Source organism: Trinickia sp. (assembly GCF_051954495.1).
In the GTDB taxonomy this organism is placed as follows: domain Bacteria; phylum Pseudomonadota; class Gammaproteobacteria; order Burkholderiales; family Burkholderiaceae; genus Trinickia.
Genome location: NZ_JBQCHR010000082.1, coordinates 38,992 through 62,320 on the forward strand (window position 1 = coordinate 38,992; position 23,329 = coordinate 62,320).

At 60.5% G+C, this 23,329-nt stretch carries 21 protein-coding genes; 7 read left to right on the plus strand and 14 right to left on the minus strand.

Translation table 11 applies throughout. From position 1 onward, the window contains the following. The 4 genes from ACTHNR_RS11385 to ACTHNR_RS11400 all read right to left on the minus strand — a co-directional run bounded on the left by ACTHNR_RS11385 (position 1) and on the right by ACTHNR_RS11400 (position 4,649). Entirely contained in the window at positions 1-1,008 is a 1,008-nt protein-coding gene (locus tag ACTHNR_RS11385) for an alpha-ketoacid dehydrogenase subunit beta (RefSeq protein ID WP_440547713.1), read from the minus strand. Then, positions 1,005-2,042, minus strand: coding sequence for a thiamine pyrophosphate-dependent dehydrogenase E1 component subunit alpha (locus ACTHNR_RS11390; protein ID WP_440547715.1), 1,038 nt, complete (start codon positions 2,040-2,042; stop codon positions 1,005-1,007). The genes ACTHNR_RS11385 and ACTHNR_RS11390 overlap by 4 nt, the downstream gene beginning before the upstream one ends. Before the next feature lie 10 nt (positions 2,043-2,052). Then, a complete protein-coding gene (locus tag ACTHNR_RS11395; RefSeq protein WP_440547716.1) occupies positions 2,053-3,384 on the minus strand; it encodes an NAD(P)H-dependent oxidoreductase in 1,332 nt (443 codons plus the stop codon). A gap of 290 nt (positions 3,385-3,674) precedes the next feature. Then, positions 3,675-4,649 carry a sugar-binding transcriptional regulator gene (locus ACTHNR_RS11400; protein ID WP_440547717.1) on the minus strand — a complete coding sequence of 325 codons (975 nt, stop codon included), beginning with the start codon at positions 4,647-4,649 and terminating at the stop codon, positions 3,675-3,677. Between the two features lie 83 nt (positions 4,650-4,732). Between ACTHNR_RS11400 and ACTHNR_RS11405 the strand changes: the two genes are divergently transcribed. Together ACTHNR_RS11405 and ACTHNR_RS11410 are read left to right on the plus strand one after the other, a co-directional pair. After that, positions 4,733-5,581: a hypothetical protein gene (locus ACTHNR_RS11405; RefSeq protein WP_440547718.1), complete on the plus strand. Its 849-nt coding sequence runs from the start codon at positions 4,733-4,735 to the stop codon at positions 5,579-5,581. 11 nt (positions 5,582-5,592) lie between these two features. Beyond that, positions 5,593-6,198, plus strand: coding sequence for a hypothetical protein (locus ACTHNR_RS11410; protein WP_440547720.1), 606 nt, complete (start codon positions 5,593-5,595; stop codon positions 6,196-6,198). An 86-nt stretch (positions 6,199-6,284) separates the two neighbouring features. On the opposite strand, the gene ACTHNR_RS11415 is transcribed toward ACTHNR_RS11410, so the two are convergent. From ACTHNR_RS11415 to ACTHNR_RS11440, 6 genes are all read right to left on the minus strand, one after another. Continuing rightward, entirely contained in the window at positions 6,285-7,823 is a 1,539-nt protein-coding gene (locus ACTHNR_RS11415) for a methyl-accepting chemotaxis protein (RefSeq protein WP_440547721.1), read from the minus strand. A gap of 61 nt (positions 7,824-7,884) precedes the next feature. Next, positions 7,885-9,144: an MFS transporter gene (locus tag ACTHNR_RS11420; RefSeq protein WP_440547762.1), complete on the minus strand. Its 1,260-nt coding sequence runs from the start codon at positions 9,142-9,144 to the stop codon at positions 7,885-7,887. 208 nt (positions 9,145-9,352) lie between these two features. Then, complete coding sequence (locus ACTHNR_RS11425) at positions 9,353-9,952, minus strand: malonic semialdehyde reductase (RefSeq protein ID WP_440547723.1); 600 nt, start codon at positions 9,950-9,952, stop codon at positions 9,353-9,355. Positions 9,953-9,978: 26 nt separating this feature from the next. Continuing rightward, positions 9,979-10,536: a cupin domain-containing protein gene (locus ACTHNR_RS11430; RefSeq protein ID WP_440547724.1), complete on the minus strand. Its 558-nt coding sequence runs from the start codon at positions 10,534-10,536 to the stop codon at positions 9,979-9,981. Positions 10,537-10,617: 81 nt separating this feature from the next. Next, entirely contained in the window at positions 10,618-11,730 is a 1,113-nt protein-coding gene (locus ACTHNR_RS11435; protein ID WP_440547725.1) for an alcohol dehydrogenase catalytic domain-containing protein, read from the minus strand. Between the two features lie 75 nt (positions 11,731-11,805). Then, positions 11,806-12,387 carry an amino acid synthesis family protein gene (locus ACTHNR_RS11440; RefSeq protein WP_440547726.1) on the minus strand — a complete coding sequence of 194 codons (582 nt, stop codon included), beginning with the start codon at positions 12,385-12,387 and terminating at the stop codon, positions 11,806-11,808. A gap of 129 nt (positions 12,388-12,516) precedes the next feature. Here ACTHNR_RS11440 and ACTHNR_RS11445 point away from each other — a divergent pair, with 129 nt between their 5' ends. From ACTHNR_RS11445 to ACTHNR_RS11465, 5 genes are all read left to right on the plus strand, one after another. Continuing rightward, the gene (locus tag ACTHNR_RS11445) at positions 12,517-13,371 is read left to right on the plus strand and encodes a fumarylacetoacetate hydrolase family protein (RefSeq protein WP_440547727.1); all 855 of its coding nucleotides are present in this window, start codon (positions 12,517-12,519) and stop codon (positions 13,369-13,371) included. A 48-nt stretch (positions 13,372-13,419) separates the two neighbouring features. Continuing rightward, a complete protein-coding gene (locus ACTHNR_RS11450) occupies positions 13,420-13,983 on the plus strand; it encodes a VOC family protein (protein ID WP_440547728.1) in 564 nt (187 codons plus the stop codon). A 19-nt stretch (positions 13,984-14,002) separates the two neighbouring features. Continuing rightward, positions 14,003-15,442 (plus strand): aldehyde dehydrogenase family protein, encoded by a 1,440-nt coding sequence (locus ACTHNR_RS11455; RefSeq protein WP_440547730.1) that lies wholly within the window; start codon positions 14,003-14,005, stop codon positions 15,440-15,442. Positions 15,443-15,525: 83 nt separating this feature from the next. Beyond that, entirely contained in the window at positions 15,526-17,145 is a 1,620-nt protein-coding gene (locus ACTHNR_RS11460; RefSeq protein WP_440547732.1) for a bifunctional 3-(3-hydroxy-phenyl)propionate/3-hydroxycinnamic acid hydroxylase, read from the plus strand. A 142-nt stretch (positions 17,146-17,287) separates the two neighbouring features. Next, positions 17,288-17,983 (plus strand): GntR family transcriptional regulator, encoded by a 696-nt coding sequence (locus ACTHNR_RS11465; protein WP_440547733.1) that lies wholly within the window; start codon positions 17,288-17,290, stop codon positions 17,981-17,983. Between the two features lie 107 nt (positions 17,984-18,090). Here the strand turns inward: ACTHNR_RS11465 and ACTHNR_RS11470 are convergent, their stop codons facing one another. The 4 genes from ACTHNR_RS11470 to ACTHNR_RS11485 all read right to left on the minus strand — a co-directional run bounded on the left by ACTHNR_RS11470 (position 18,091) and on the right by ACTHNR_RS11485 (position 23,245). Further along, positions 18,091-19,209 (minus strand): porin, encoded by a 1,119-nt coding sequence (locus ACTHNR_RS11470; protein ID WP_440547734.1) that lies wholly within the window; start codon positions 19,207-19,209, stop codon positions 18,091-18,093. Between the two features lie 742 nt (positions 19,210-19,951). Continuing rightward, a complete protein-coding gene (locus ACTHNR_RS11475; protein WP_440547735.1) occupies positions 19,952-20,815 on the minus strand; it encodes a 3-hydroxybutyryl-CoA dehydrogenase in 864 nt (287 codons plus the stop codon). Continuing rightward, positions 20,812-22,050 carry a CaiB/BaiF CoA transferase family protein gene (locus tag ACTHNR_RS11480; protein WP_440547736.1) on the minus strand — a complete coding sequence of 413 codons (1,239 nt, stop codon included), beginning with the start codon at positions 22,048-22,050 and terminating at the stop codon, positions 20,812-20,814. The genes ACTHNR_RS11475 and ACTHNR_RS11480 overlap by 4 nt, the downstream gene beginning before the upstream one ends. 10 nt (positions 22,051-22,060) lie before the next feature. Beyond that, complete coding sequence (locus ACTHNR_RS11485) at positions 22,061-23,245, minus strand: acyl-CoA dehydrogenase (RefSeq protein WP_440547737.1); 1,185 nt, start codon at positions 23,243-23,245, stop codon at positions 22,061-22,063. Positions 23,246-23,329: the final 84 nt, after the last annotated feature.

Sequence of the window (23,329 nt, forward strand, 5' to 3'; positions counted from 1 at the left end):
TCAGATCCTCCCGCCGACGAGCCGCCGCGCCGCATCCACGATATCGGCAACTTGCGGCACCGCAGCCCTTTCGAGCTGCGGGTTGTAGGGAAGCGGACAGTCCGCGCCGCCAAGCCGGACGATCGGCGCATCGAGTGCGTCGAATGCCTCGCCCTCGCTCACGATCGCCGCGACTTCCGAACCGATGCCCAGTTGCTGCACGCCCTCATACACGCAGATCAGCCGCGATGTTTTCCGCACGCTATCGATGATCGCCTGACGATCGATGGGACGGATACTGCGCAGATCGACGACTTCGACGTCGATCCCGTCCTGCGCCAGCGCCTCCGCGGCTTCGAGCGCCCGCACGCTCATGATCGATGTTGCGACGATTGTCACGTCCGTCCCTAGCCGCCGAACCACGGCCTTCCCGAGCGGTTCGACGTAGTAGCCCTCCGGGACGACGCCCTTGCTCTTGTACAGCAGCTTATGCTCGAAAATCATCACCGGATCGGGATCGTCGAGCGCGGCGAGCAGCATCCCCTTCGCGTCGTGCGGTGTGCTGGGTTGAACGACCTTGAGGCCCGGCACATGCGCAAACCACGCTTCGAGGCTCTGGCTGTGTTGCGCCGCGGCACCCGTCCCCGAGCCCGCGGGGAAACGCATGACGACCGGCACAGAGACACCGCCGCCCAACATGTATCGCATCTTCGCGGCCTGATTGACGATTTGCTCCATCGCCAGCGTGGCGAAATCCGAGAACTGAAATTCATAGACGGGCCGCGAGCCGGTCATGGCGGCACCCACCGCAATGCCCGCGCCGGCAAGCTCGGCAATCGGCGTATCCATCACGCGCTCTGGGCCAAAACGCTCGAAAAGCCCCCCCGTCACCTGAAACGCACCACCGTATACGCCGATATCCTCGCCCATCAGAAAGACACGATCGTCACGTTCAAGCGCAATCGCAAGCGCTTCGTTGATCGCCTGCGCGTACGTCAGTTCGCGCGGCTGGCTCATTGCCGTAGTCATTGCAGTATTCCTTGTGGCGTCGGTTCCAGTGCACCGGTATAGACATCGCGCGTGAGTTCGTCGATGTGGGGCGAAGGACTTTCTTGTGCGAATTCAAGGCCGGCCTTGATCTCGTCCTCGACGCTCGCCCGCATGGCTTGCACCGCGGCGGCATCGACCACCCCCCATTCGAGCAATTGCTTTTCCAAATGCGTGATCGGATCGCGCCCCCCCCACGATTCGATTTCTTCGCGCGTGCGATAGCGGTTGCGGTCGCTTTTCGAATGACCGCGAATGCGATAAGTCTCACACTCGATCAGCGTCGGCCCGCCGCCCCGCGCTCGCGAAATGGCTTCGTCGGCCGCTTGCAGCACATCGCTCAAGCGGTTGCCGTCGATGGTCACACCGGGCATGTCGTACGACGCCGCGCGTTGCGATACGTGGCTCACCGCCGTGGAGCGCTCGACCGACATCGACATCCCATATCGATTGTTTTCGCAGACGAAGATGACGGGCAGATTCCAGATCGCCGCGAAGTTCAGCGACTCGTGGAAGGCGCCTTCATTGTTCGCGCCGTCCCCGAAAAAACACACCACGACCGAATTGCGGCCCTGCTTCTTGATCGAAAGCCCGGCGCCCACCGCAATCGGAAGTCCGCCGCCCACGATGCCGTTGGCGCCGAGGTTCCCGCGGCTGACGTCGGCGATATGCATCGAACCGCCGCGGCCATGGCAATAACCCGTTTCCTTGCCGAAGAACTCGGCGAACATCCGCTTCGGATCCGCGCCTTTACCGATGCAATGGCCGTGGCCACGATGCGTGGACGTGATGTAGTCGTCGTCGTTCAGCAGCATCGTCATGCCGATCGCCGACGCTTCTTGTCCGATCGACAAGTGCATCGTGCCGTGAATGAGCCCGCGCATGTAAGCCTGCTCCGCGCTCTCCTCGAAGCGACGCACGAGGATCATCTTTCGGAGCGCATCGCGCAACGCTGCCTCCGGAACGCTCCGGAATATGGCGGGCATGCCGTCGACCTTGTCTTCAACGTATCCCATGAATCGCTCCTTATGCGGCGGCGCGACGCGCGCCGAGTACCACCTCGTCCTGCAACTGACGCAGACGCACGATGGCCGAATTCGGATCGACAGCGCAGTTTTGCCGCGTGAGAAGCTCGCCTTTTTTTATCGGCTGCTTGACCGTGCCGCCTTCGAGCAATCCGCACGGAACCGCGTCCTCCGCCAGGGCATCGTCGGCGCCCAGGGCCCACGCGCGATAGGTGTATTCGCCGATCGCATCGAGGTGTTCGCCGGGTTTGAGATCGCGTTTCGCCACGGCACACACTTCCACGACGGGTACCGGTAGCGGCCGCATGTCGGATTTGCCATAGAGTGCCGCGCGCGCGCAACTGAGCGGCACCTCGAGACTCGTCAGGTGATAGGGACGATAGAAGGTGTAGTACGGTCCCTTGCCGAGCTTGAGATCGTGCATGCGCTCACGTAGCCGCGGGTGCGCCAGTTCGGCCACGACGAACACGCCCGGCGCCACGCCCTTGCCGATCGTATAGTCGACCACCCCTTTGCGGCTAAGAATGCCGCCATCCGCAACGGGGCATAGCACGTCGTGAAGTTGGTCCAGCGTGGCCGACGGGCCATGCATGCCCGGAACGTCCGGCACGAGCCCCGTCGCATTGCCGATGGCGGCCATTTCCACCGCCGTCTTCGAACCGTCGACGAATTCCACGAGCATGCGAGGGTTCATATTGCGAGCTTTCGCTTCCGCGGCGTAGTCGTCGGGCGTCGCATCGACGTTCAGCGGATTGTTCTTCCCTTTGCCGGCAGCGACGATCGGATAACCTAGTGCGCTGACGAAATCGATCAGCTCGATAGTCGAACTCGGCTCATCGCCCGCGCCGAGCGTGTACACGACACCGAGGCGTTCGGCCTCGCGGCGCAGGTAGGCGCCGATCGTCACATCCGCCTCGACGTTCATCATGACGAGATGCTTGCCATGCTCCATCGCGAGCAGGCCGATTTGCGCGCCCACGGCCGGCTTGCCGGTGGCATCGATGACGACATCGATCTGGTCATGCGTGCAAATCGAAGCCGCGTCCTGAGTAATGGCGATGGCGCCCGACTCGATCGCCTTCGAGATGCCGCTACCGCTATCGACCACCCGATAACCCTCATCGGCCTGACGGGCCACGCGCACCGCGTCGCATGCCGCATCGAGGCGCAGATCCGCGATCGCACCGATCTCGAGTCCTTGCATGTGTTGCACCTGCGTGACGATGTCCGTCCCCATTTCGCCGGAGCCAATCAAGCCGATCCGGACGGGCTTGCCCGCTTCCGCGCGAGCCTGCAGAGAGGCGGCAAGGCCGCTTGGGATGATATTCAACATCAGCAAAATCTCCTGAAAATTAGGGCCCATGCAGGCGCCGAACCGAGCTTCGACCGAGGAGGCGGCACGGGATCTTCAGCGCGCTCCGCCATGTCGGCTTCCGAGTTGTTGAGTGTACATTTGTCTTTTATACTAGTGATATGTTCACTCAACAGCAAGCGCCAACACGACGAAAAAGTCGTTTCTCAGGGTAAGTTCGGATGGGTAGGGAAATGCGAGGAAGCGCGGGAAGGACGTCGCGCGCCGCCGAGAGGGGCGGCGCGGCGGGATATGACCGGTTCGGATTGGGCCTAGTTCAGCAGCTCGGCCGCCGCATATTGATCGGTGATCAGCGTGGTGGGGGCAAAGAGCCTGATCGATGCGCGAAGCGCGCGCACCTTCGTCATGCCGCCCGCAGCGAGGATTCGCTGCGGCACCTCTTTAACGATGGGCAACGGCACGGACATGACGCGGCCGTTGATGGGGTGATCGACGATGCCACCTTCCGCGTCGAGGAAGTTGAACAGCAGATCCCCGATCGCGCCGGCGGCAATCAACGACTCGCGATCGCTGTCCGAAATGAATTGCGAGCGATAGGCCGTCGCATCCTTACCCATTCCGGCCGCCCCGAGCACCACCGCGTCGAGCGTGCGCGCCATGTCGAAGACATCGCGCAGCCCGCAGCGTTCGATCAATGTCGTGCGCGTCTCCGGGCTGTCTACCACGATCGGCGCGGTCATCAGATGGCAGTCGGCTTGATAAAGCGCGGCGAAACGCCATGCGAATTCGGCGGGGTTGAATGCGCGTGCTTTCATGATGCCGCCGAGCAACGACACCACCGAGACATTTTCCACCGGCTTTTCGCTCATGTACGCGAGTGCATTCACGAGTGTGCGGCCCCAGCCCACACCGATGCGCATGTCGGAACGTACGAGATCGGACAAATAGGCTCCCGCAGCGGCGCTGACGGGCCCCGTGGCATCCGCGTCGGGCGAGGACAAAGGCGCGACGATCGCCTCACCCAAACCGAACCGTTGCTCGAGCCTGCGCTCGAGCTCCACGCACTCGGCCAGCCGATCCTGAATAACGATTCTGACTTCGTTGCGCTCGCGTGCTTGCGCGAGCATGCGCACGACGGTGACGCGCCCGACACCCAGGCGTTGCGCGATTTCCTGCTGCGTCATCTCTTCGACGTAATACATCCAGGAAGCGCGCAAACGCAGCCGCTGGGCCGGACTTCGATCGTCGGCATCGTCTTGGCGCAGCTTGTTCGTCGCTTTCGGCACTCCGTTTTCTCCCTATTGAAAGTGACAGTCGAATCTGAACAATCGTGCTATCTTAACTTCGAACGCTGCATCGCCGAGGTCACATGGAAGCGAAGCCCTTGATTTCCCGTCATATCGGCCCCGACTTAAACCAGATCCATCTCGCGCTTGTCGATTGCGCCAGGCAGTTTCGGTACGCGGCGCGCAACGTTCCGGGCACAGACTCGGCCGCGACGGAAACTCTGCATCGTCAATCGCCCCTCCCGCACCCGCCGCTGCCGCGCTTTCTCGGCTCGGTCGGACACTTGGCCGACTCCCTGCTCGAAACGGCCGAGACGTATGCGGGACATGCGATTCCTCCCCTACAGGATCATTGGAAGCTTCCCGTCGATGTCGACATCGACGCCGAATCGCTCACTCATTGCCCTGCCGACACGAAACGTATTCGAAGTTATTCCGCTGTCTATTACGCCGCCGCCAAGCGATTCATGCTTCGTGCCGGCGCGGCGGACGTCCTCATCTTCGAACATCGCATCAACGAAAGCTTCATCGCGTTTTGTGAGACTTCTCGCGCCTTGTCATCGGCCGAGCCAGTCATTGTTGCACCGCAACTGTGTGCTGTGTCCGACGTTTGCCAGATGTTCGCGCGGCTTGGCCTGTCGCTGATCGACAAACATCCGATCCGCAGCGCGCGGTTCGTCGAACTTCCCGATGTCGTGGCGCCGTGGTGGCTAATAGCGGAGCCGAATGCTTATGTGTTCTTGCTGCTCGGGCTCCTCGGCTGCGCGAAACGCCTCTGCCCCGACGCGCTGCCGGCCGAACCCGACAAAGCCTTGAGTCTCGCAGCCGACATTTTAGGCACGCGTGAGTCGAAATTTCGTGAGCTTCTGCGTGAGCGCGCACCGGAGGCTGCGCTCACGCAAGAATTTGCATCGATCGTCAAATTCCTTTGAGGGTGTTCGGCATGAGCAAGCGCTGCGCAACGATTGAGGGCCGCGGACGAAACCTATGGCAAGCCGCAACCAGACTCTCGTCATTCAATGAGTTGCTTGGCGAACACTGCAGAGCGCTAACGTCGGAATTCGGCATTCCAGTCGAGATCAAAGACCGCGCGCTCACGGCCGCGTTCTTTGCCTGGGCTCGAATCGTCGAAAACCACGAGGCAGATCCTCATCGGAAAAGCCCGGATTATTTTCAATTTCTGATCGGGTCTCTCCTCGCACAACTGCTCGCGACCCATACGATCGACACGGTGCCGCGTACCGAGGGACATCGGTCTGGAGAAGATGACAACGCGATCGCCAACTGGTGGCCAACCGGGTTCGCCACGACAACGTACTGCGTTGAACTCGTGCGCAAAGTCATCGCTCAAGAATGCGGCCAGATCGTCACGACATCGGAGAAATTTGGCGATATCAAGATCTGGCAATCGTTCCGCGAAAATCTGCTCGAAGAACCATCGATCGCCATCGCGTACTTCGATGACTTCATGGGGCTGGAACCGAACTGGCGCAATCCGTCTTTTTTTCGCGAACGTACCGCCAACCTATCCAGAACACTCATCCGCTAAAGCGGCGTGAAGTGCGCCGTAGCGCGGTATCGGCATCGTTTGCACCTGGACCGGCGCGGAAATGCACACTACGGCCACGACCGGAGCTAAACCGATAGATTGAACGTGGAAACGGCCGCGTGCAGAGTATCCGCCTGCCTTTCGAGCGAATGCGTGACGACGGCCGTTTGTTCGACCATCGCCGCATTCCGCTGTGTTGCTTCATCCATCAACGCAACGGCACGACTCACTTCGGCGATACTCTGGCTTTGGTCGCCGCAAGCCGACGCAATCGCGGTGACTAAGACAGCGACCCGCTCGATCGCTTGCATCGCACCGTCCACAGAGCGGTTAACTTCCGTCGCTTGTCCCGCACTGTCACGAATGACCTGTACAGACGAATCGATCAGACCGCTGATTTCTTTGGCGGCGGCCGCGCACCGCTGCGCCAGGGCTCTCACTTCGCCCGCCACGACAGCGAAGCCACGCCCTTGCTCGCCCGCTCGCGCCGCCTCCACTGCGGCATTGAGTGCCAGGATATTCGTCTGGAACGCAATGGCTTCGATGATGTCAGTGATCTCGGAGATCTTGCCTGCCCGCTCGCCCACGCGTTCGATGGTGCCGACCAGCCTCTGCGTCGCCTCATCGCCTGCGCGGGCAAGGCCCGACGCCTCGTTGGCCAAGCGGTTGGCCTGGAGCGCGTCATCGGCATTGCGCTTCACAGTATCCGACAGTTGCGCCATGGCAGCCGCGGTTCGTTCGAGCGATGCCGCTTGCTGCTGCGTTCGTGCCGTTAGATCCGTCTGGCCCGAGACAATTTCGGCCGTCGCCGTCCGCATATCTTGCGCCGCTTGCTGTATCAAGCCGATCTCGCGTTCGATTCGCGTCAGCAATACGTTGAACGCCCCAGCCGTTCGCCCGATCTCGTCCGCTCGCTCGTCCGACGCTCGCAGGCTTAAGTCGAGCGAACGGCTCACATCATCGAGGGTTGTTTCGATCGCACCAAGGCCGCCGTTCAACGAACGCATCTGCCGCCACACGCCGGCGCCCAGGAAACCGCCACCGATACCGAGAGTGGCGATCATCACGATCAGCAGAAGGTGCGCCGCGTTCGCACCGGTGTCGCGGGCCTGACGAGACTCGGCTGTGAGGCGTTGAATAAGTTCACCAATGTCTTGTCCTTCTGACATCCCCGGTGGCCGAAGCCGCTGCTGTACGGTCATGAGCGCTGCCGCGCCATCGCCATTTCTTACCTGATCAATGGCTGCCGTCATGGCGCTCATCGCCGCCGATCGGTCCTGGGTGAACCGATCGGCCGCCGCCATCGCATCCTCGTGTTTCTCAGCGCCACTGAATAGTTGCGCTTGCTCATCGGAGGCGTGTTGCATGAGCACGGCGAAGTCGGCGCTTTTCTGACGTGCAACCGGATCAACGTTCGATATGGCTTCCATCAGCGCGAGCGCAGCCAACAGCTGGAAGCGATACGTCTCCTCCAAATACTGGATGGAAAGCGTGATCGTTCGATAGTTATCCTCAGCGCGCCGCTCGGATGCCGACACGCCCCATATACCCATCGCCGCGGCGATCGCACACAGCAATCCCAAGCCAGCGAAAAGCAGGGCAATCCGAGTTCTCAAGTCTTTCATCCCTTTCCCCGTTCAGGCGTGCTGTCTTCTCCGACAGCACGCGCAGCGCGCTGCCGAAGCATCATGCTGCTTGCCGAGGTTCTTCGGCCGACAACGAGAGAGCGCCCTTACGTCTAGGTGCGGTTTCGACAAGCGCAAGCACGACGACTACCCCCAGCGCGAGGCCGCCCAGCGCAAAGTCGAAGACGTGAGGCAGCCCGAAATTCTGAGCGACGTAGCCGGCGATAACGGGCGCCACACCTCCGCCAAAGATCTCGCCGATCCCCGAAATCAAACCGATCGTCGAAGCGACGAGTCCTGCGGGAGCCGCTTCCGTCGCAATGGGGCCGCACAACAAACTCAGCAAGCCGATCGAACACATCGAGATGCCGAACAGGAGTGCGAAGAGCTTCACGGGATCCGCGCCCGTCCTGGCGAACACGAACAGTAGAACCGCAGCAACAGCGAACGCACCGATCGCCGCGACCTTGCGCCCCACGTAGTCGGAGATCCCAGACAAGCTGAACGAGCCGATGAAGCCGCCGAAACCCAGCGCTGAAGCAACGAAGCCCATGCTTTGCGCGTTCAAATGCAGCACGGCGATGAGGTACGTCGGCACCATCGCGCCGATGACAAAAATTCCGGACATTGCGCAAAGCATCGCTGCGATTGCCACAATGACATTCCGATTGGCAAAAATCGAACGCCACTGGACTTTGGGACGATTGATCGAGTTCGCGCGCACCGTCGCCGTCCGCGGGCGATCGCGAAGGATCTTGGCATACAGCGCCGCCACGATCAGGCCCGGCACAGCGGAAACCATGAAAACCCAATGCCACGAGGGCATGACACGCAGCAACTGGGTGGCGAGAATTGGGGCGACGCCAAGCCCGAGCAACGAAAACATGCTCATTTGGAAGCCGAGGTTGAAACCACGCCTAGAAGCGAGCGACGCTTCGCTCGTAGCCGCCACGCTAGCCGGCGTGAAGGCGCCCTCAGCAATCCCCATGATCCCCCGGATCAGCATCAGGCTGGCGAAACCCGTCGCGAGGCCCGAAAAACTCGAGAGCAATGAGAAGGCGATCATCGTCCACACTAAGATCTTCTTACGGCCGATTCGATCCGAGATCGGCCCGCTCGCGATTGCCCACGCTCCCCATGCAACCGCCAGCACGCCGATCAGATTGCCGAGCTGCTGAAAATTCAATCCCAAGTCACGCATCATGTACGGAAACAATGGCGCGACCATCCATCGATCCAATCCGACCAACCCAAAACCAACCGCCAACAGCAATACCGTCTTGAACTCGTAAGCACTATCGTGCCTTCCCGGCGTATCCATGTTCTCGTCTCCTCCAGTGATGCATTCGAAAGGGTTTCCTTCAGCTCGGCCCAGCGATGCTTCCTCCAATTTATTTATTTAGTAGTACTAAGTACATTTGTCGAATTCAGATGAAGTATTCACTCCCGCTCTGCAGGCAGTCGCACCGCGACCAAAGTTCGTGAACGAAACACTATCGTCCCGGGCTCGATAGCGTTCTTAGGGCGAGCTACACGATCGTGCAAGCTTCGTCAAATTCCAGCCGCGGACTGCGTGGAAAGAGCCCAGCCGGATCGCCATAGCCGAGGCAGCAGAGGAAATTGACGCGCAACGACGTGCCTTCGAAAAACAGCGCATTGACGACAGGCGCATCGAACCCCGACAACGGTCCGCAGTCGAGCCCCAGCATCCGCGCCGCGAGAATGAAGTAACCGCCCTGAAGTGAGCTGTTTCGCAAGCACGTCTCTTCGGCCAGGGCGGGTCGATCTCGAAAGAGATCCCCCGCATTCGGGCGATGCGGAAATAGCTTGGGCAGTTGCTCGTAAAACGCCGTGTCGTGTGCGACGATCGCGACAACGGGGGCCGTTCGGACTTTCTCGGCGTTGCCGGGCAGGACCGTCGACAACAGCCGTGTTCGTGCCTCCGTCGAACGCACGAACATCACGCGCATGGGCGAGCAATTCATGCTCGTCGGCCCCCACTTGGCGAGTTCGTAGAGCTCGCGAAGCAATTCGTCGGATACCGGGCGAGAAAGCCACGCGTTCTGACTCCGCGCATGCGTCAACAATTGCGCTCGAGTACGGCTATCAAGAAGGAGAGACTCCGTCATCGGTGCATACTCCAGTTCAACGTGACTCACAACGCCGCCCCACCCTGCCGACCGCTTGCGCCCACCATGAAAAACGCCACGACCGCGGGCGCATCACTCTTGTTGCGCCATGCGTGCCGCGTGCCCTGCTGCACGACGACATCCGTCGGACGTAGCAATGTCTCGTTTCCATCATCGACCTCCAACCAAATCTCTCCCGACAGAACAATCCCGTAATCGACCGTATCGGTCCTATGCATGCCCGGGCACTGTGGTTCGAACGTGCGAGCGAGGTCGGGCATTCGCGCCAGGCACTCCTCGCCAGCAGCGACCGGATCGAAGCCCGGCGCACTCATCGTGCTGTCTGGCGGAAAGGTGACGATCAAAAGGCTCGTGCCGCCCGCCGGAGGCAGTAAATCGATGTGTTCGTCGGTAGGATCCGTATTGCCGGAAGGCACGACAGGCGTAGCCGATGTCGTCCAAACCTGTGCGAATGCATGACCGGGGATCGATTCGAAGTTAACAGTGCGAGGCGTTGCACCGTCGGATACCACCACGGAGCGGCCGTGGGAGTCGTGACCGGTTACCACTCGTCGGATAGCCATGAGTACTCTCGATGCAAGGGATAAAGAAACGCAATGCGCCCGGCCGGATCGTCATGTGCCGGCCAGGCGCCTATGCCATGCTCAAGGGCAAATCACGTAATTGCTGAAACCGCCGTTGCGGTTCTCGATCCCGCCGAGTGCGGTGTTGATGTCCTCGAGTTTGAACGTGCAATGCTCGAACACCGACAGATCGACAACGCCAGACTCGACCATATCGGCCATTTCCTGCCCCTGCCCCGCCGTGAACCACGCAGACCCGCTGAAGCGCTGATCATTGTCCATCATGTAGTGCAGATTCATGGGCACTTCGCCGGCCACGGCCCCGATATTGACGAGATGGCCGCCGCGCCGCAGCGTCCTCAAGGTCTCGCGCAGCGTCTCTTGAGGCGCGCCCGGTCCCAGTGCGTCGATGACCGCGTCGACACCCGCGCCTTGCGTCACGCGCGTGGCCCATTCGCTGACCGAACCGTCATCGAGCGACATCACTTCGATGCGATCGGGCGCGATAGCCTTGACGCGCTGCAGGAGTTCCCGGTTCCGTGCCGTACCGAGAATCTTCTTCGCGCCCATCGCGAGGCCGAAGAGCGCAACGCCAATACCCAGCGTCCCGCTGATGCCACTCACCAGTATCGTGCTGCTGGGGCCGACCTCTGCCTTCTTCAGCGCTCGATAAGCCGTACCCAAATAGCCGAACCGCGCGGCTGTTTCGTGACTGAGATTGTCCGGAATGTTCACGAGGCTGTATTGTGGCGCCGTCATGTACTCACACAACCCGCCGTACGGGTAGTCGTCGAACATCGCCTGCGAACGTTGGCTGAAGCCGAAGTAGCCGTTGAACGGGTAGTAAGGGCACGCCGTCGTATCGCCGGAGCGGCAAGCGCGACAGCCGCCGCAGTAGCGCGCGGGATTCACGTACACGCGATCGCCCGGCTTGAATGCATGAACCTGGCTGCCTACCTCTTCGATCACGCCCGTGGCATCTAGGCCGAAGATCGCCGGCAGTTTCGGCAACGGAAGATGAGGGAACCATTTCTCCCAATTGCTCAGGACGTTGCCGAGATTCGGCACGATGCCGCATGCCTTCACTTTCACGAGCACGTCGGTCGGGCGCGGCGACGGAACCGGGATGCCCTCCACCACCATCGGCTCGCCCACGTTGTGCATGCGTGCCGCCCGCATCATCTTCGTCGTCATTGTGTGTCTCCTGTCTATCGATACGTGCACGATATTTATTTTTGTGCACAAAGCAAATCCGCGTTTACCTGAACGTCAGCGCAGCCCGTCCAGCCCTTTGATTTCCGATACCTGCAATCCGCCGAGTCGCGCATGAACGCGTCCGCCCGTTGCCATGGCCAGCGCAAAGGCGATTTCGTTGCGGCGCGGAGCGTCCCATACCGTGACCTCGCATGTTCCGAAGTGGCTCCGGACGTAGGACGCTTGAATGTGGCCGAGCGGGACCATCAGACGCGTTCCCACGCCGCCGATCGTCTTGGCGGACGGCACGATCGCTTTCGGCCCGCCCAGGGTTTCCCGCATGGCCCATCCGCCTGCCTCATGCCAGACGGCACCGTGTTCGAGTTCCCCGTCTTCGCCGACGATCGCGCCCTTTCCATATGCCTGTACCTTCGGCGTGCCGCCGAGCTGCGCCACGAGGCGAGCCGACAGATCCGCGCCGAGCTGACGTAATTCGCTCATGAACGGCAGCAGGTCGGGCTCGTATCGCCCCGCATAAGGATTCGCGACGATCGCCGTCGCCACGGCAATCACCAACGGCTCGCCGAGCCGCTCTCCGCCTTCGTGCCAGACCTCTTCGACATCCAGCTTGATCTTTCTTACATTGACTAGCGACATCCGCTGCTCCGAGGAAATGGTTCGCATCGACTACTGACCTGGCGTCATCTCACACGCCGGCGCTTGCATTATATCCAACGCGGTGTAATATGCACAAACATATCTTTTATGCCCATCAGGAGCAAGCACATGAAACTGGTCTCATACAGACACCAAGGCCAAGCGGGATTCGGCGCAGTCAAGGGTGAAGGCATTGTCGATCTCGCGACCCGGCTGCCGGCCGTCGCCGATCTCGCGGCGCTCGTATCGAACACGGCTGCACTCGAAGAGGCGCGGCGGCTCATCGACGTGGCCGAGGCCAACGACTTCGCGCTTGCCGCGGTGGACCTCGAACCAGTCATTCCTCGCCCGAACAAGATCATTTGTGTCGGGATCAACTATGTCGCGCACGCCGCGGAAGCCGGACGCACGGTGGGACAGTACCCTGTCATCTTCCATCGATTCGCGCAAACGCTCGTGGCGCACGGCGCGCCGATCATCCGCCCGCGTGTCTCGGAGCATTTCGATTTCGAAGCCGAACTCGCAGTCGTGATCGGCAAGGGTGGGTCGCACATCAAAGCGGAAGCCGCGATGAATCACGTCGCCGGCTATACCTGCTTCAACGATGCGAGCGTGCGCGATTGGCAGTTTCATACGCATCAGTACGGGATGGGCAAAAACTTCCGCGGCACGGGCTCGCTCGGTCCGTGGCTCGTGACGGCCGACGAAATCCGTGACTATCGCGAGTTATCGATTCAGGGGCTGCTTAACGGCGAACCCATGCAGACGGGCAGGCTCTCCGAACTCGCGTTCGACATCCCGGCCCTGATCGCATACGTCTCACAGGCCCTCGATTGGGAACCAGGCGACATCTTGGCAACGGGCACGCCGAGCGGAATCGGTTTTAAACGTCAGCCGCCGATCTTCCTGAAGCCCGGCGACACATTCGACGTTGTCATCCCGAGCATCGGAACGCTGTCGAATTCCGTCGTAGACGAGGCGTAAACACCAAAACGTCTGACGAAAACGCAAACGAGACATCCGGAGACATCCATGGCAGCCTTGCCGAAAATTCAGTTCACGCACTGCGGGATTTTTTGCAGCGACCTCGAAATGATGGTCAACTACTATCGAAAATTCCTGGGCTTCGTCGTCAGTGATAGGGGTGTCGCCTCGACAGGGCATCATTTGTACTTCATGACGCAGGATCCCGAGATTCACCATCAACTCGTCCTGTTCGATGGAAAGCCGACGGATTTGCCGTTCAACCCCGTCAACCAACTGTCGCTGCTGCTCGACTCCATCGCCGATTTGCAGTCGTACTATCGGCGAGCCGTGAAAGCCGGAGTTAAAGGCATCGAGCAAGTCGATCATGGCAACGCCTGGTCGATCTATTTCAAGGATCCAGAAGGCAACCCTATCGAGTTGTACGTCGACAGCCCGTTCTTCACCGCTCAGCCGTGCCGCGAGCCGCTCAACCTCGACCTTTCGATAGACGAAATTCTGAAGCAGACCGAAGCCATGTGTCTGCGCCGCCCCGGCTTCTTATCGCGCAAGGCTTGGATTGCCGAGATGCGCGAGCGGATTGCCGCTCAGCGCGTCGCGTTCGACGCTTGACTGCCAACCGGGTCCTCACATGAAGCGTAATTTCATCAGCGGTCACTGGCAGGAAAGCACGGCATCGCGCAGGGACATGAATCCGTCCGACCTGGACGATGTCGTCGGGGAGTATGCCCAAGCCGATGCCGACGACGCGAGGGCAGCCATCGAAGCGGCTCGCGCGGCACAAGCAGCATGGGCGCATAGCGGCATCCAGGCGCGCTCGACGTCACTCGATTTCATCGGCTCTGAGCTACTGGCAAGGCAAACGGAACTCGGCACGCTGCTTTCCCGAGAGGAAGGCAAAACGCTTGCCGAAGGAATGGCGGAAGTGGCTCGTGCCGGCCAAATCTTCAAGTTCTTCGCCGGAGAGGTGCTGCGCACGGGAGGCGAAAAGCTGCCGTCCGTTCGTCCCCTGGTGGCAGTGGAAGTCACACGCGAGCCAGTAGGCGTCATCGGCATCATCACGCCCTGGAATTTCCCGGTCGCCATTCCGGCGTGGAAGATCGCCCCGGCCCTTGCCTACGCAAACTGCGTCGTCTTCAAGCCGGCGGATCTCGTCCCTGCATCGGCATGGGCCCTCGCCGAAATCATTTCTCGCAGCGGGATTCCCGCAGGCGTATTCAACCTTGTCATGGGACGCGGCAGCGTCGTCGGCAATGCGATCGTCTCGTCACCCGACGTCAATGCCGTTTCGTTCACGGGCTCGGTCGAAACCGGACGCACGCTATTGCAGCGCGGCGCGCAACAGTTCAAGCGCATGCAGCTCGAGATGGGCGGCAAGAACCCGCTCGTCGTACTCGACGACGCGGATCTCGACGTCGCGATCGATTGCGCCGTTCAGGGTGCCTACTATTCGACGGGACAACGGTGCACTGCTTCGTCGCGATTCATCGTTCAAAAGGGAATCTATCCCCGGTTCGTTTCGCGTCTGACCGAAGCGGTCGAAAACCTTCGCGTCGGTCATGCGCTCGATCCGCAAACGCAGATCGGCCCGGTAGTCGACGAGTCGCAATTGCGGCACGACGAGGGCTATTTGGGCATCGGTAAGAACGAAGGGGCAAAACTCGTCTGCGGAGGTCAGATTCTGTCGAGACGTACCCGTGGGCACTACCTATCGCCTGCGCTATTCGTCGATGCGACACCGAAGATGCGCATCGCGCGTGAAGAAATCTTTGGCCCGATCGCGTGCGCCATCGCCGTGGACAGCTATGAGGAGGCGTTAGCGGTCGCGAACGACAGCCCGTTCGGGCTCTCGTCGGGCATCTGCACCACATCGCTCAAATACGCGGCGCATTTCAAGCGTCATGTGAACAGCGGTATGACGATGGTGAACGTGCCGACCGCCGGCGTCGATTATCACGTTCCGTTCGGCGGAACGAAGGCGTCCAGCTACGGGCCGCGCGAACAAGGCACGTATGCGGTCGATTTCTTCACGACCGTCAAAACCGCTTACACGAAGGCATACTTCGATTAATACATGTGCCGGCCAAGCCGGCCGGCACGCTGCAAGCGCCGCCTCATGCACGCCTGCGCAACAGCATTCCATAGGGAGGAGACGTGGACTTCGATTTGATCATCGTCGGGCTAGGACCGGTTGGCGCGGTAGCGGCCAATTTGGCCGGCGAGGCCGGACTGCGCACGCTCGTGCTCGAAAAGTCCCTAACGGTTTTCGATAAGCCTCGCGCAATGGGTTTCGATCAGGAAATCATGCGGATCTTCGGCGATCTCGGACTCGCCGATAAAATCGCACCTTACGTGATGCCCTATCGGCCTTCCGAATATCGCACGACCGATTCCAGCCTGATTCGCCGCATCGAGGCTGCCGAGCCGCCGTTCCAACTCGGTTGGGCGCCCAACTACGTTTTCATGCAGCCTCAGATCGAAAGCCTGTTGCGTGAAAATCTTGCCCGCTTTCCATCGGTGACCGTCAAGCTAGGCGCGCAAGTCGATGCCGTGGTGTCCGGCGAAGATGGCGCTTGCGTCACCGTGGCCGAGCCGAACGTGCCAAGCGCAGCGCGCACGTACCGATCACACTATCTGCTCGCATGCGACGGCGGCACGAGCCCGATCCGCATGGGGCTCGGCTTGGAGATGGAAGACCTCGATTTCGACGAACCGTGGCTCGTAGTCGATGTCGTCCTCAAGGACGGATGCGGCGCAAACCTGCCGACGACCAACGTCCAATACTGTGAGATCGAGCGCCCTTGCACATTCGTAGTCGGGCCGGGTCAAGTCCGGCGCTGGGAGTTCATGATCAACGCCGACGAAACGCCGGCACAAGCGACGGAGCCCGCGTTCGTCCGCCGGCTCATCTCGCGCTGGCTCGACGAGAGCGAATATGACATCTGGCGCGCCTCGGCCTATCGCTTCCATGCCCTCGTCCTGCGTGAATGGCGGTCGGATCGTGTGTTCTTCCTAGGCGACGCTGCGCACATGACACCCCCGTTTCTGGCCCAAGGGATGTGCCAAGGGATCCGTGATGCAGCCAACCTCGTCTGGAAGCTGGCCCTCGTCAACCGTGGCGCGGCCAGTCCCGATCTGCTCGACACCTATCAGGCCGAACGGCTGCCGCACGTGAAGCAAACCACGCTCGTGACGAAATCGCTCGGCAAGGTGATCTGCGAACGCGATCCCGCAGCCGCACGCGAGCGGGACAAACGCTTGCTCGAAGAAATGGCTGCCAATCCGCGAGGAACTGTCCGGCAATCGTTGATTCCAGGGCTCAGCGCGGGCCTTCTGTCCGCATCGAATGAGGGCCCGCGCGGTCAATTGTTTCCGCAACCGCTCGTCAGGACTGCGGAAGGCCGCAAATGCCTGCTCGACGAAGCAACCGGCATGACGTTTCGTATCGTCGTCAGGGATAACACCGATGCAGCCGTCATCGAACGCATGGCGGCGGAATGGAGTGTCCTGTGCGATGTTCCGTTGGAGCGGGTCGTGATCAGGACAGAGGCGCTGACGTCAGGCGCGCCTTCGTATGCCTACCAGGACGTCGACGGGGTACTCGTCAACTGGATGCACCAGCATGATTGCGCCGCCGTGATCGTGCGGCCCGATCACTACGTGTACGGCGGCTGCCGTAAGGCGGAAGACGCGGTCACGATGATCCGTGAGTTGGCCGCCGCGCTGCCGGCAGGCAAGGCGCACGAACATCCGAGAAGAGCCGCCTGCGCTTGATCGACAAGGCATTCTGTGCAGCGCGAGGGGTCGTCACCCTCGCGCTTTTTTTGTTTGCTCGACGAAGAATTCGATCTTGCATATCGGCATATTTTGCGCATAAAATCTATCTCATCGACAAATCCGCAGTCAACTCACGCCCATGGACTCAACATCCGCTTCGAACGGTGTACCGCTGATCGACGTCGCTTTCGCCCGAATGAAGACGTCGATCATCCGATGCGAACTCGCACCGGGTACGCGGCTGAAGGTCGAAAGCCTCTCCAAGGCATACGGGCTGAGCAGTTCGCCGATCCGTGAGGCCTTGAACCGGCTTGCGCAAGACGGCATCGTCCAAGCGACGGAAAACCGTGGGTTCTGGGTCGCTCCGATCAGCATCGAAGATTTTAAGGACATCACGCGGCTGCGCGTGCTCCTGGAACTAGAGGCTCTCAGCGATTCGATCGTGCATGGCGACGAAGAATGGGAAGTGGCCGTGCTCACGGCCTTTCATCGATTGAGCCTCGCGGAGAAACGTCTCGGCTCCGGCCCGGTGGCACTCGACGACGACTGGTCCGAACGCCACCGCGCCTATCATATGGCGTTGCTGTCGGCCACGCCCAGCGCCCTGCTCTCCAATATGGTGGCTTCGCTCTTCGATCGCGCCGAGCGGTATCGTCGCTATTCCGCTCTATATCGAACCGAAGAGCGCCATAAGAACAGCGAGCACGAAGGACTCATGAAGGCCGCGATCGATCGAGACGCTGAAAAAGCTACACGTCTGCTGCGCAAGCATATCGAAGGTACGCTGACACGTGTGACAGCGGCGCTCGAGCGCCAATTAGCTACCGTCCAATAAAGTCCAATAAACAAGCGCCGCGCTGGTGATAAACCGCGCGGCGTCTTCCTTTTCTGCGAGTATCGACGAGGCAACGTATTGCCTCGCCTTCCCGATACTCGCCTTCCTCAAAACACCGTTTGCATCCCGATCCGGCCAATGAACTGCGAGCGGCCGCTCGACGGGCCGAACGTTCCGTTGATGACCGCCGTCGCGCCAGAGTTAGTCAACTGATAGGCGCCTTGGACATAAACCGCCGTCCGTTTGGACAGGAAATACTTGGCAACGGCAGCAACTTGATGCGCGTGGTTATGATCCACCCCGGCATTGCCCCACATGTAGGTGTAGGCGAGGCTCGTTGCGAACGCAGGCGTGAAGCGATAGAGCGCGCCCGCTTCCGCGGCATTCACTGCCGCACCGTTCTGAGTATTGCGCGTATTAGTGAAGAGCGCCGTTAGCAGCAGTTTCTGCCCTTTGTATTTCGCACCGAAGCCGAAGTTTCGAATGCTGTCACCGAGCATCGCCGCGTAGCGAACGTCGGTATAGGCCGCACCGAACGCGAACGGCCCGGTGGTGTAGCTCGCACCAAGACTATCCGCACTATTCTGACGAAAGTTTCCGGCAGTGCCGCCAAAGGCGTACATGCCCCCGAACCGCAGCCCCCCGAAGAGCGGGCTCGTGTATTTAACCGAGTTATTCAAGGGGGTGTCGCCGTTCATGCGATCGAAATCGAACGCCTCGTCCGGTGGCGAATCCGGAATGCCCAACTTGGCAAACGGACCATCGCGGAACTGATAAAAGCCGCCGCCATACATCGCCATATCGGCGCCCACGTCGGCAAACAGCGTGTCGACCATGAAGTCGTATTGACGGCCGAGCGAGAGCTTCCCGTACCGATCGTTATCGAGGCCTACCCACGCATTGCGCGCGAACAGACCGACTCCTGAGCCGCTGCCGTTCGATTTCTGAGAAACGAGCGTTCCATTCAACGAGAACTGTGTCGTCAACTGAAAAACCGCCCGCGTGCCGTTACCCAAGTCTTCCGTGCCCTTGAACCCCATCAGGTTCGGCAGCGCGATGCCGTCGTCCATCCTCCATGCGGAATGTCCCCCGATATTGCTGATGTACGACACCCCGGCATCGAGCAAGCCCCACAGCGTCACACTGCTTTGAGCGTGCGCACTCGGCACGACGCCGACACACGTTCCCACCGCGACTGTCGCAGCGGCCATGATGCGCTTCTTCACTTTCGTCTCCTCCGATTGCATTGCTTGGATCACATTTGACGCACACATCAACTACACATACACATTTCACTCTTTTATGCATATTCCATCAAACGCCTGTGATGGTCAATGCCGGTGTGGGCAAATCGGGCTCAGTGTTTACACGCGTGTGCGTCGCGGAAAAACAGGAGGATTGAACTTGCTAAGGAGAGAAAGCGAGAAGGCGAGTCACGTCGCGAGCGGAAAGCCTCGCATGTGGAGGGCTACGATGAGGAATGGGACAGGATGAGGGGATGCACGCTATGAGGCGCCGCGTCTTGCCGCGGGATCGGCCATGTCACCACATCCGCAATGCCGTGGCAGTACAAGTTCGGCACCGAAGGCGCGAATGATGCCTAGTAGAGATGAAGCTAGTTCTGAGCTTGTTGCTCAAGGTGGGGAGCCCCGGAACGGGCCCTCCGTGTTCGCGATCGTTCGGAAGACCGACCAAGTCCGCGCCGATCGACTTCATCTTTAGCGGCTCGAATTGCATCGTAGAACGTGCGCTCAGTGGCGACACATGTTCGATCGACGTTCACCACCCAGCGATCGAACATGTAGCGCCAGCGGATCCGACGCTCCTCGAGCAGCTCAGAGAACCAACGCCAGACCGACGCATCTTCGGCGTTGACAGCGGCAGCTGCGTTGACGCGAACGCGTTGCATGGGGTCCATCGGATTACGCTCGCTCGAACCCATTTGTTATCGACATGTCGGCGCAACGCTCACGCCCGAGCGTCGGAGTAAACATAAAAGCCCCGCCCGCTCTTTCGTCCCAGATAGCCGGCATCGACCATCTCCCTGAGCAACGGCGCGGGGCGATACTTCGGATCGTTGAAATCGCGGCACAGCACATCCATGATCGCCAGCGTCGTATCCAACCCGATCAGATCGGCCAATGCGAGCGGCCCAATGGGATGATTCGCTCCGAGCTTCATACCCGCATCGATCTGTTCGGCGCTCGCGAGCCCTTCATGTAACGAGAAAATCGCTTCGTTGATCATCGGTGCGAGAATCCGGTTGACCGCGAAGCCCGGCGAGTTCTTCACGTCGATCGGCGTCTTGCCGAGTCGCTCTGCGAATCGGACAACCGTATCGAATGTCGCATCGCTCGTCTGCAAGCCGCGAATGACTTCGACGAGTTCCATGACGGGTACGGGGTTGAAGAAATGCAGTCCTACGAAGCGGCTGGGGTGTGCAAGCACGGCCCCGAGTTTCGTCACCGATACCGATGACGTATTGGTCGCGATGATGGCATCGGATCGAACAATGCCGTCGAGCGCCTTGAGAATGTCCTGCTTGATCTGCAAGCGCTCAGTCGCGGCCTCGATGACCAGCTCGCAGGCTGCAAGTTGTCGCACTTCGGTGCTTCCGTTTACTCGCGCGCGTATCGAGCTCGCTTCGCTATCCGAGATCGTTCCCTTCGACACCATGCGCGCGAGGCCGGCCTCGACACCGAGCAAACCACGACATATCGCTTCGTCGTCGATATCATTGAGAATGACGTTCCATCCCGCGACAGCACAGACCTGCGCGATGCCGCGCCCCATCTGCCCGGCGCCGATAATCCCTACCATCTGTATGTTCATATCGCTTTCTTCGTGCGCAACGCGTCGATCTCCGCTGCGCTCGCTGCAAGCCAATCCGACAACACCTCTTCCGTATGCTGCCCGAGCGTCGGTGGTGCGTTCCGATACTGCACGGGCGACTCCGACAAGCGAATCGGATTCGCCACGAGCGGCACGTCCTTCGCGACTGGATGAGGCATCTCGATCCGTGTGCCACGAGCCTGCACGTGAGGATCCGCGAACACTCGATCGAGGGTATTGATCGGGCCGCAGGGCACACCGGCCGCCTCCATCGCGGCAACCCATTCATCGGTCGTCCGGCGCACTGTCATGCCGTGAATCAGCGCGATCAATTCGTTCCGATGCTTGACGCGCTGCGGATTCGTGGCGAAGCGTTCGTCGCTCGACCATTCCGGTTTGCCCAGCGTCTTGCACAAATTCGCAAATTGACTGTCGTTGCCGACGGCCACGATCATGTATCCATCAGCTGTCGGAAACTCCTGGTACGGCACGATGTTCGGATGCGCATTCCCCATGCGTCGAGGCACGACGCCGCCGATCAAATAATTCGCTGCTTGGTTAGCAAGGCACGCGATCTGAACATCAAGCAGCGCCAGATCGATATGCTGCCCTTCGCCTGATTGTTCCCGACGCTTCAATGCAGCCAGGACTGCAACCGTCGCGTACAGCCCCGTCATGATGTCGGTCAGCGCAACGCCGACCTTGATCGGGCCAGCGCCTTCCGTGCCGTCGGGACGGCCGGTCAAGCTCATCAGGCCGCCCATGCCCTGAATCAGAAAGTCGTAGCCGGCGCGCGACGCGTAAGGGCCGGTCTGGCCAAACCCGGTGATCGAGCAATAGACGAGTCGCGGATTGATTGCCTTCAGGCTTGCGTAATCGAGCCCATACTGTGCCAGGCCGCCCACCTTGAAATTCTCGAGTACGACGTCGGCCTTCGCCGCCAACTGCCGCACAACGCGCTGCCCTTCCGCACTCGCGATATCGATCGTTACCGATCGCTTATTGCGGTTGGCGCTCAGGTAGTAGGCTGATTCGCCGGTCGAATGACCTTCGGGATCATTCAACCAGGGCGGGCCCCAAGCGCGCGTCTCGTCGCCCGCACGCGGGCGCTCCACCTTGATGACGTCGGCGCCGAGATCGGCCAGCAACTGCCCCGCCCACGGGCCCGCGAGCACGCGAGAAAGATCGAGGACGCGCACGCCCGCGAGCGCGCCCGGTTGCAAGGTATCGTTCATGGCCGTCGGATTAGAACGCGGCGATGCCGGTCATGGCGCGCCCGAGAATCAGCGCGTGGACGTCGTGCGTCCCTTCATAGGTGTTGACGACTTCGAGATTCACGAGATGGCGGGCGACGCCGAACTCATCGCTGATGCCGTTGCCGCCGAGCATGTCGCGCGCCATGCGAGCGATGTCGAGCGCCTTGCCGCACGAATTGCGCTTCATGATCGACGTGATTTCAACCGTGGCCGTCCCTTCGTCCTTCATGCGGCCGAGCCGCAAGCAGCCTTGCAGACCGAGCGTGATTTCCGTTTGCATGTCGGCCAGTTTCTTTTGAATCAATTGGTTCGCCGCAAGCGGCTTGCCGAATTGCTTACGATCGAGCACGTATTGGCGGGCACGGTGCCAGCAATCCTCGGCCGCTCCGAGGGCGCCCCAAGCGATCCCGTAGCGCGCGCTGTTCAGGCAGGTGAACGGCCCTTTCAAGCCGCGCACATCGGCGAAGGCATTCTCTTCCGGGCAGAACACTTCGTCCATGACGATTTCGCCCGTAATCGACGCCCGCAGTCCCACCTTCCCGTGAATGGCGGGAGCCGACAATCCCTTCCAGCCTTTCTCCAGCACGAAGCCGCGAATTGCACCTTCGTCGTCCTTTGCCCAGACGACGAACACGTCGGCGATCGGACTGTTCGTGATCCACATCTTATTGCCGGTCAGCTGGTAACCGCCCGCCACTTTCCGCGCGCGCGTCACCATGCTTCCCGGATCCGAGCCGTGATTCGGCTCGGTCAATCCGAAGCAGCCGATCCACTCGCCCGCCGCGAGCTTCGGCAGATATTTCTGTTTGAGGGCCGCGCTGCCGAATTCGTTGATCGGCACCATCACGAGCGAAGACTGGACGCTCATCATCGAGCGATAGCCCGAATCGACGCGCTCCACTTCGCGCGCCACGAGACCGTAGCTGACATAGTTAAGGCCCGCGCCACCGTAGGCTTCGGGAATCGTCACGCCCAGCAGCCCCAGGTCACCCATCTCGCGGAAAATTCCGGGCTCCGTCTGCTCGTTGCGGAATGCCTCCAGCACGCGCGGCGCGAGCCGCTCCTGGCTGTAGACACGTGCCGATTCGGCGACCATCCGCTCTTCGTCGCTCAACTGCTGCGCGAGCAGTAACGGATCATCCCATTGAAACGACGACTTGTGCTGTTTGCTCATTTCTGGCTCGGAAGGTATTGATCGTGGCGGCCAATTTATCGGCCATTCCGCGCTTGATCAAACGATTTATTGTCAGTCTCTTGT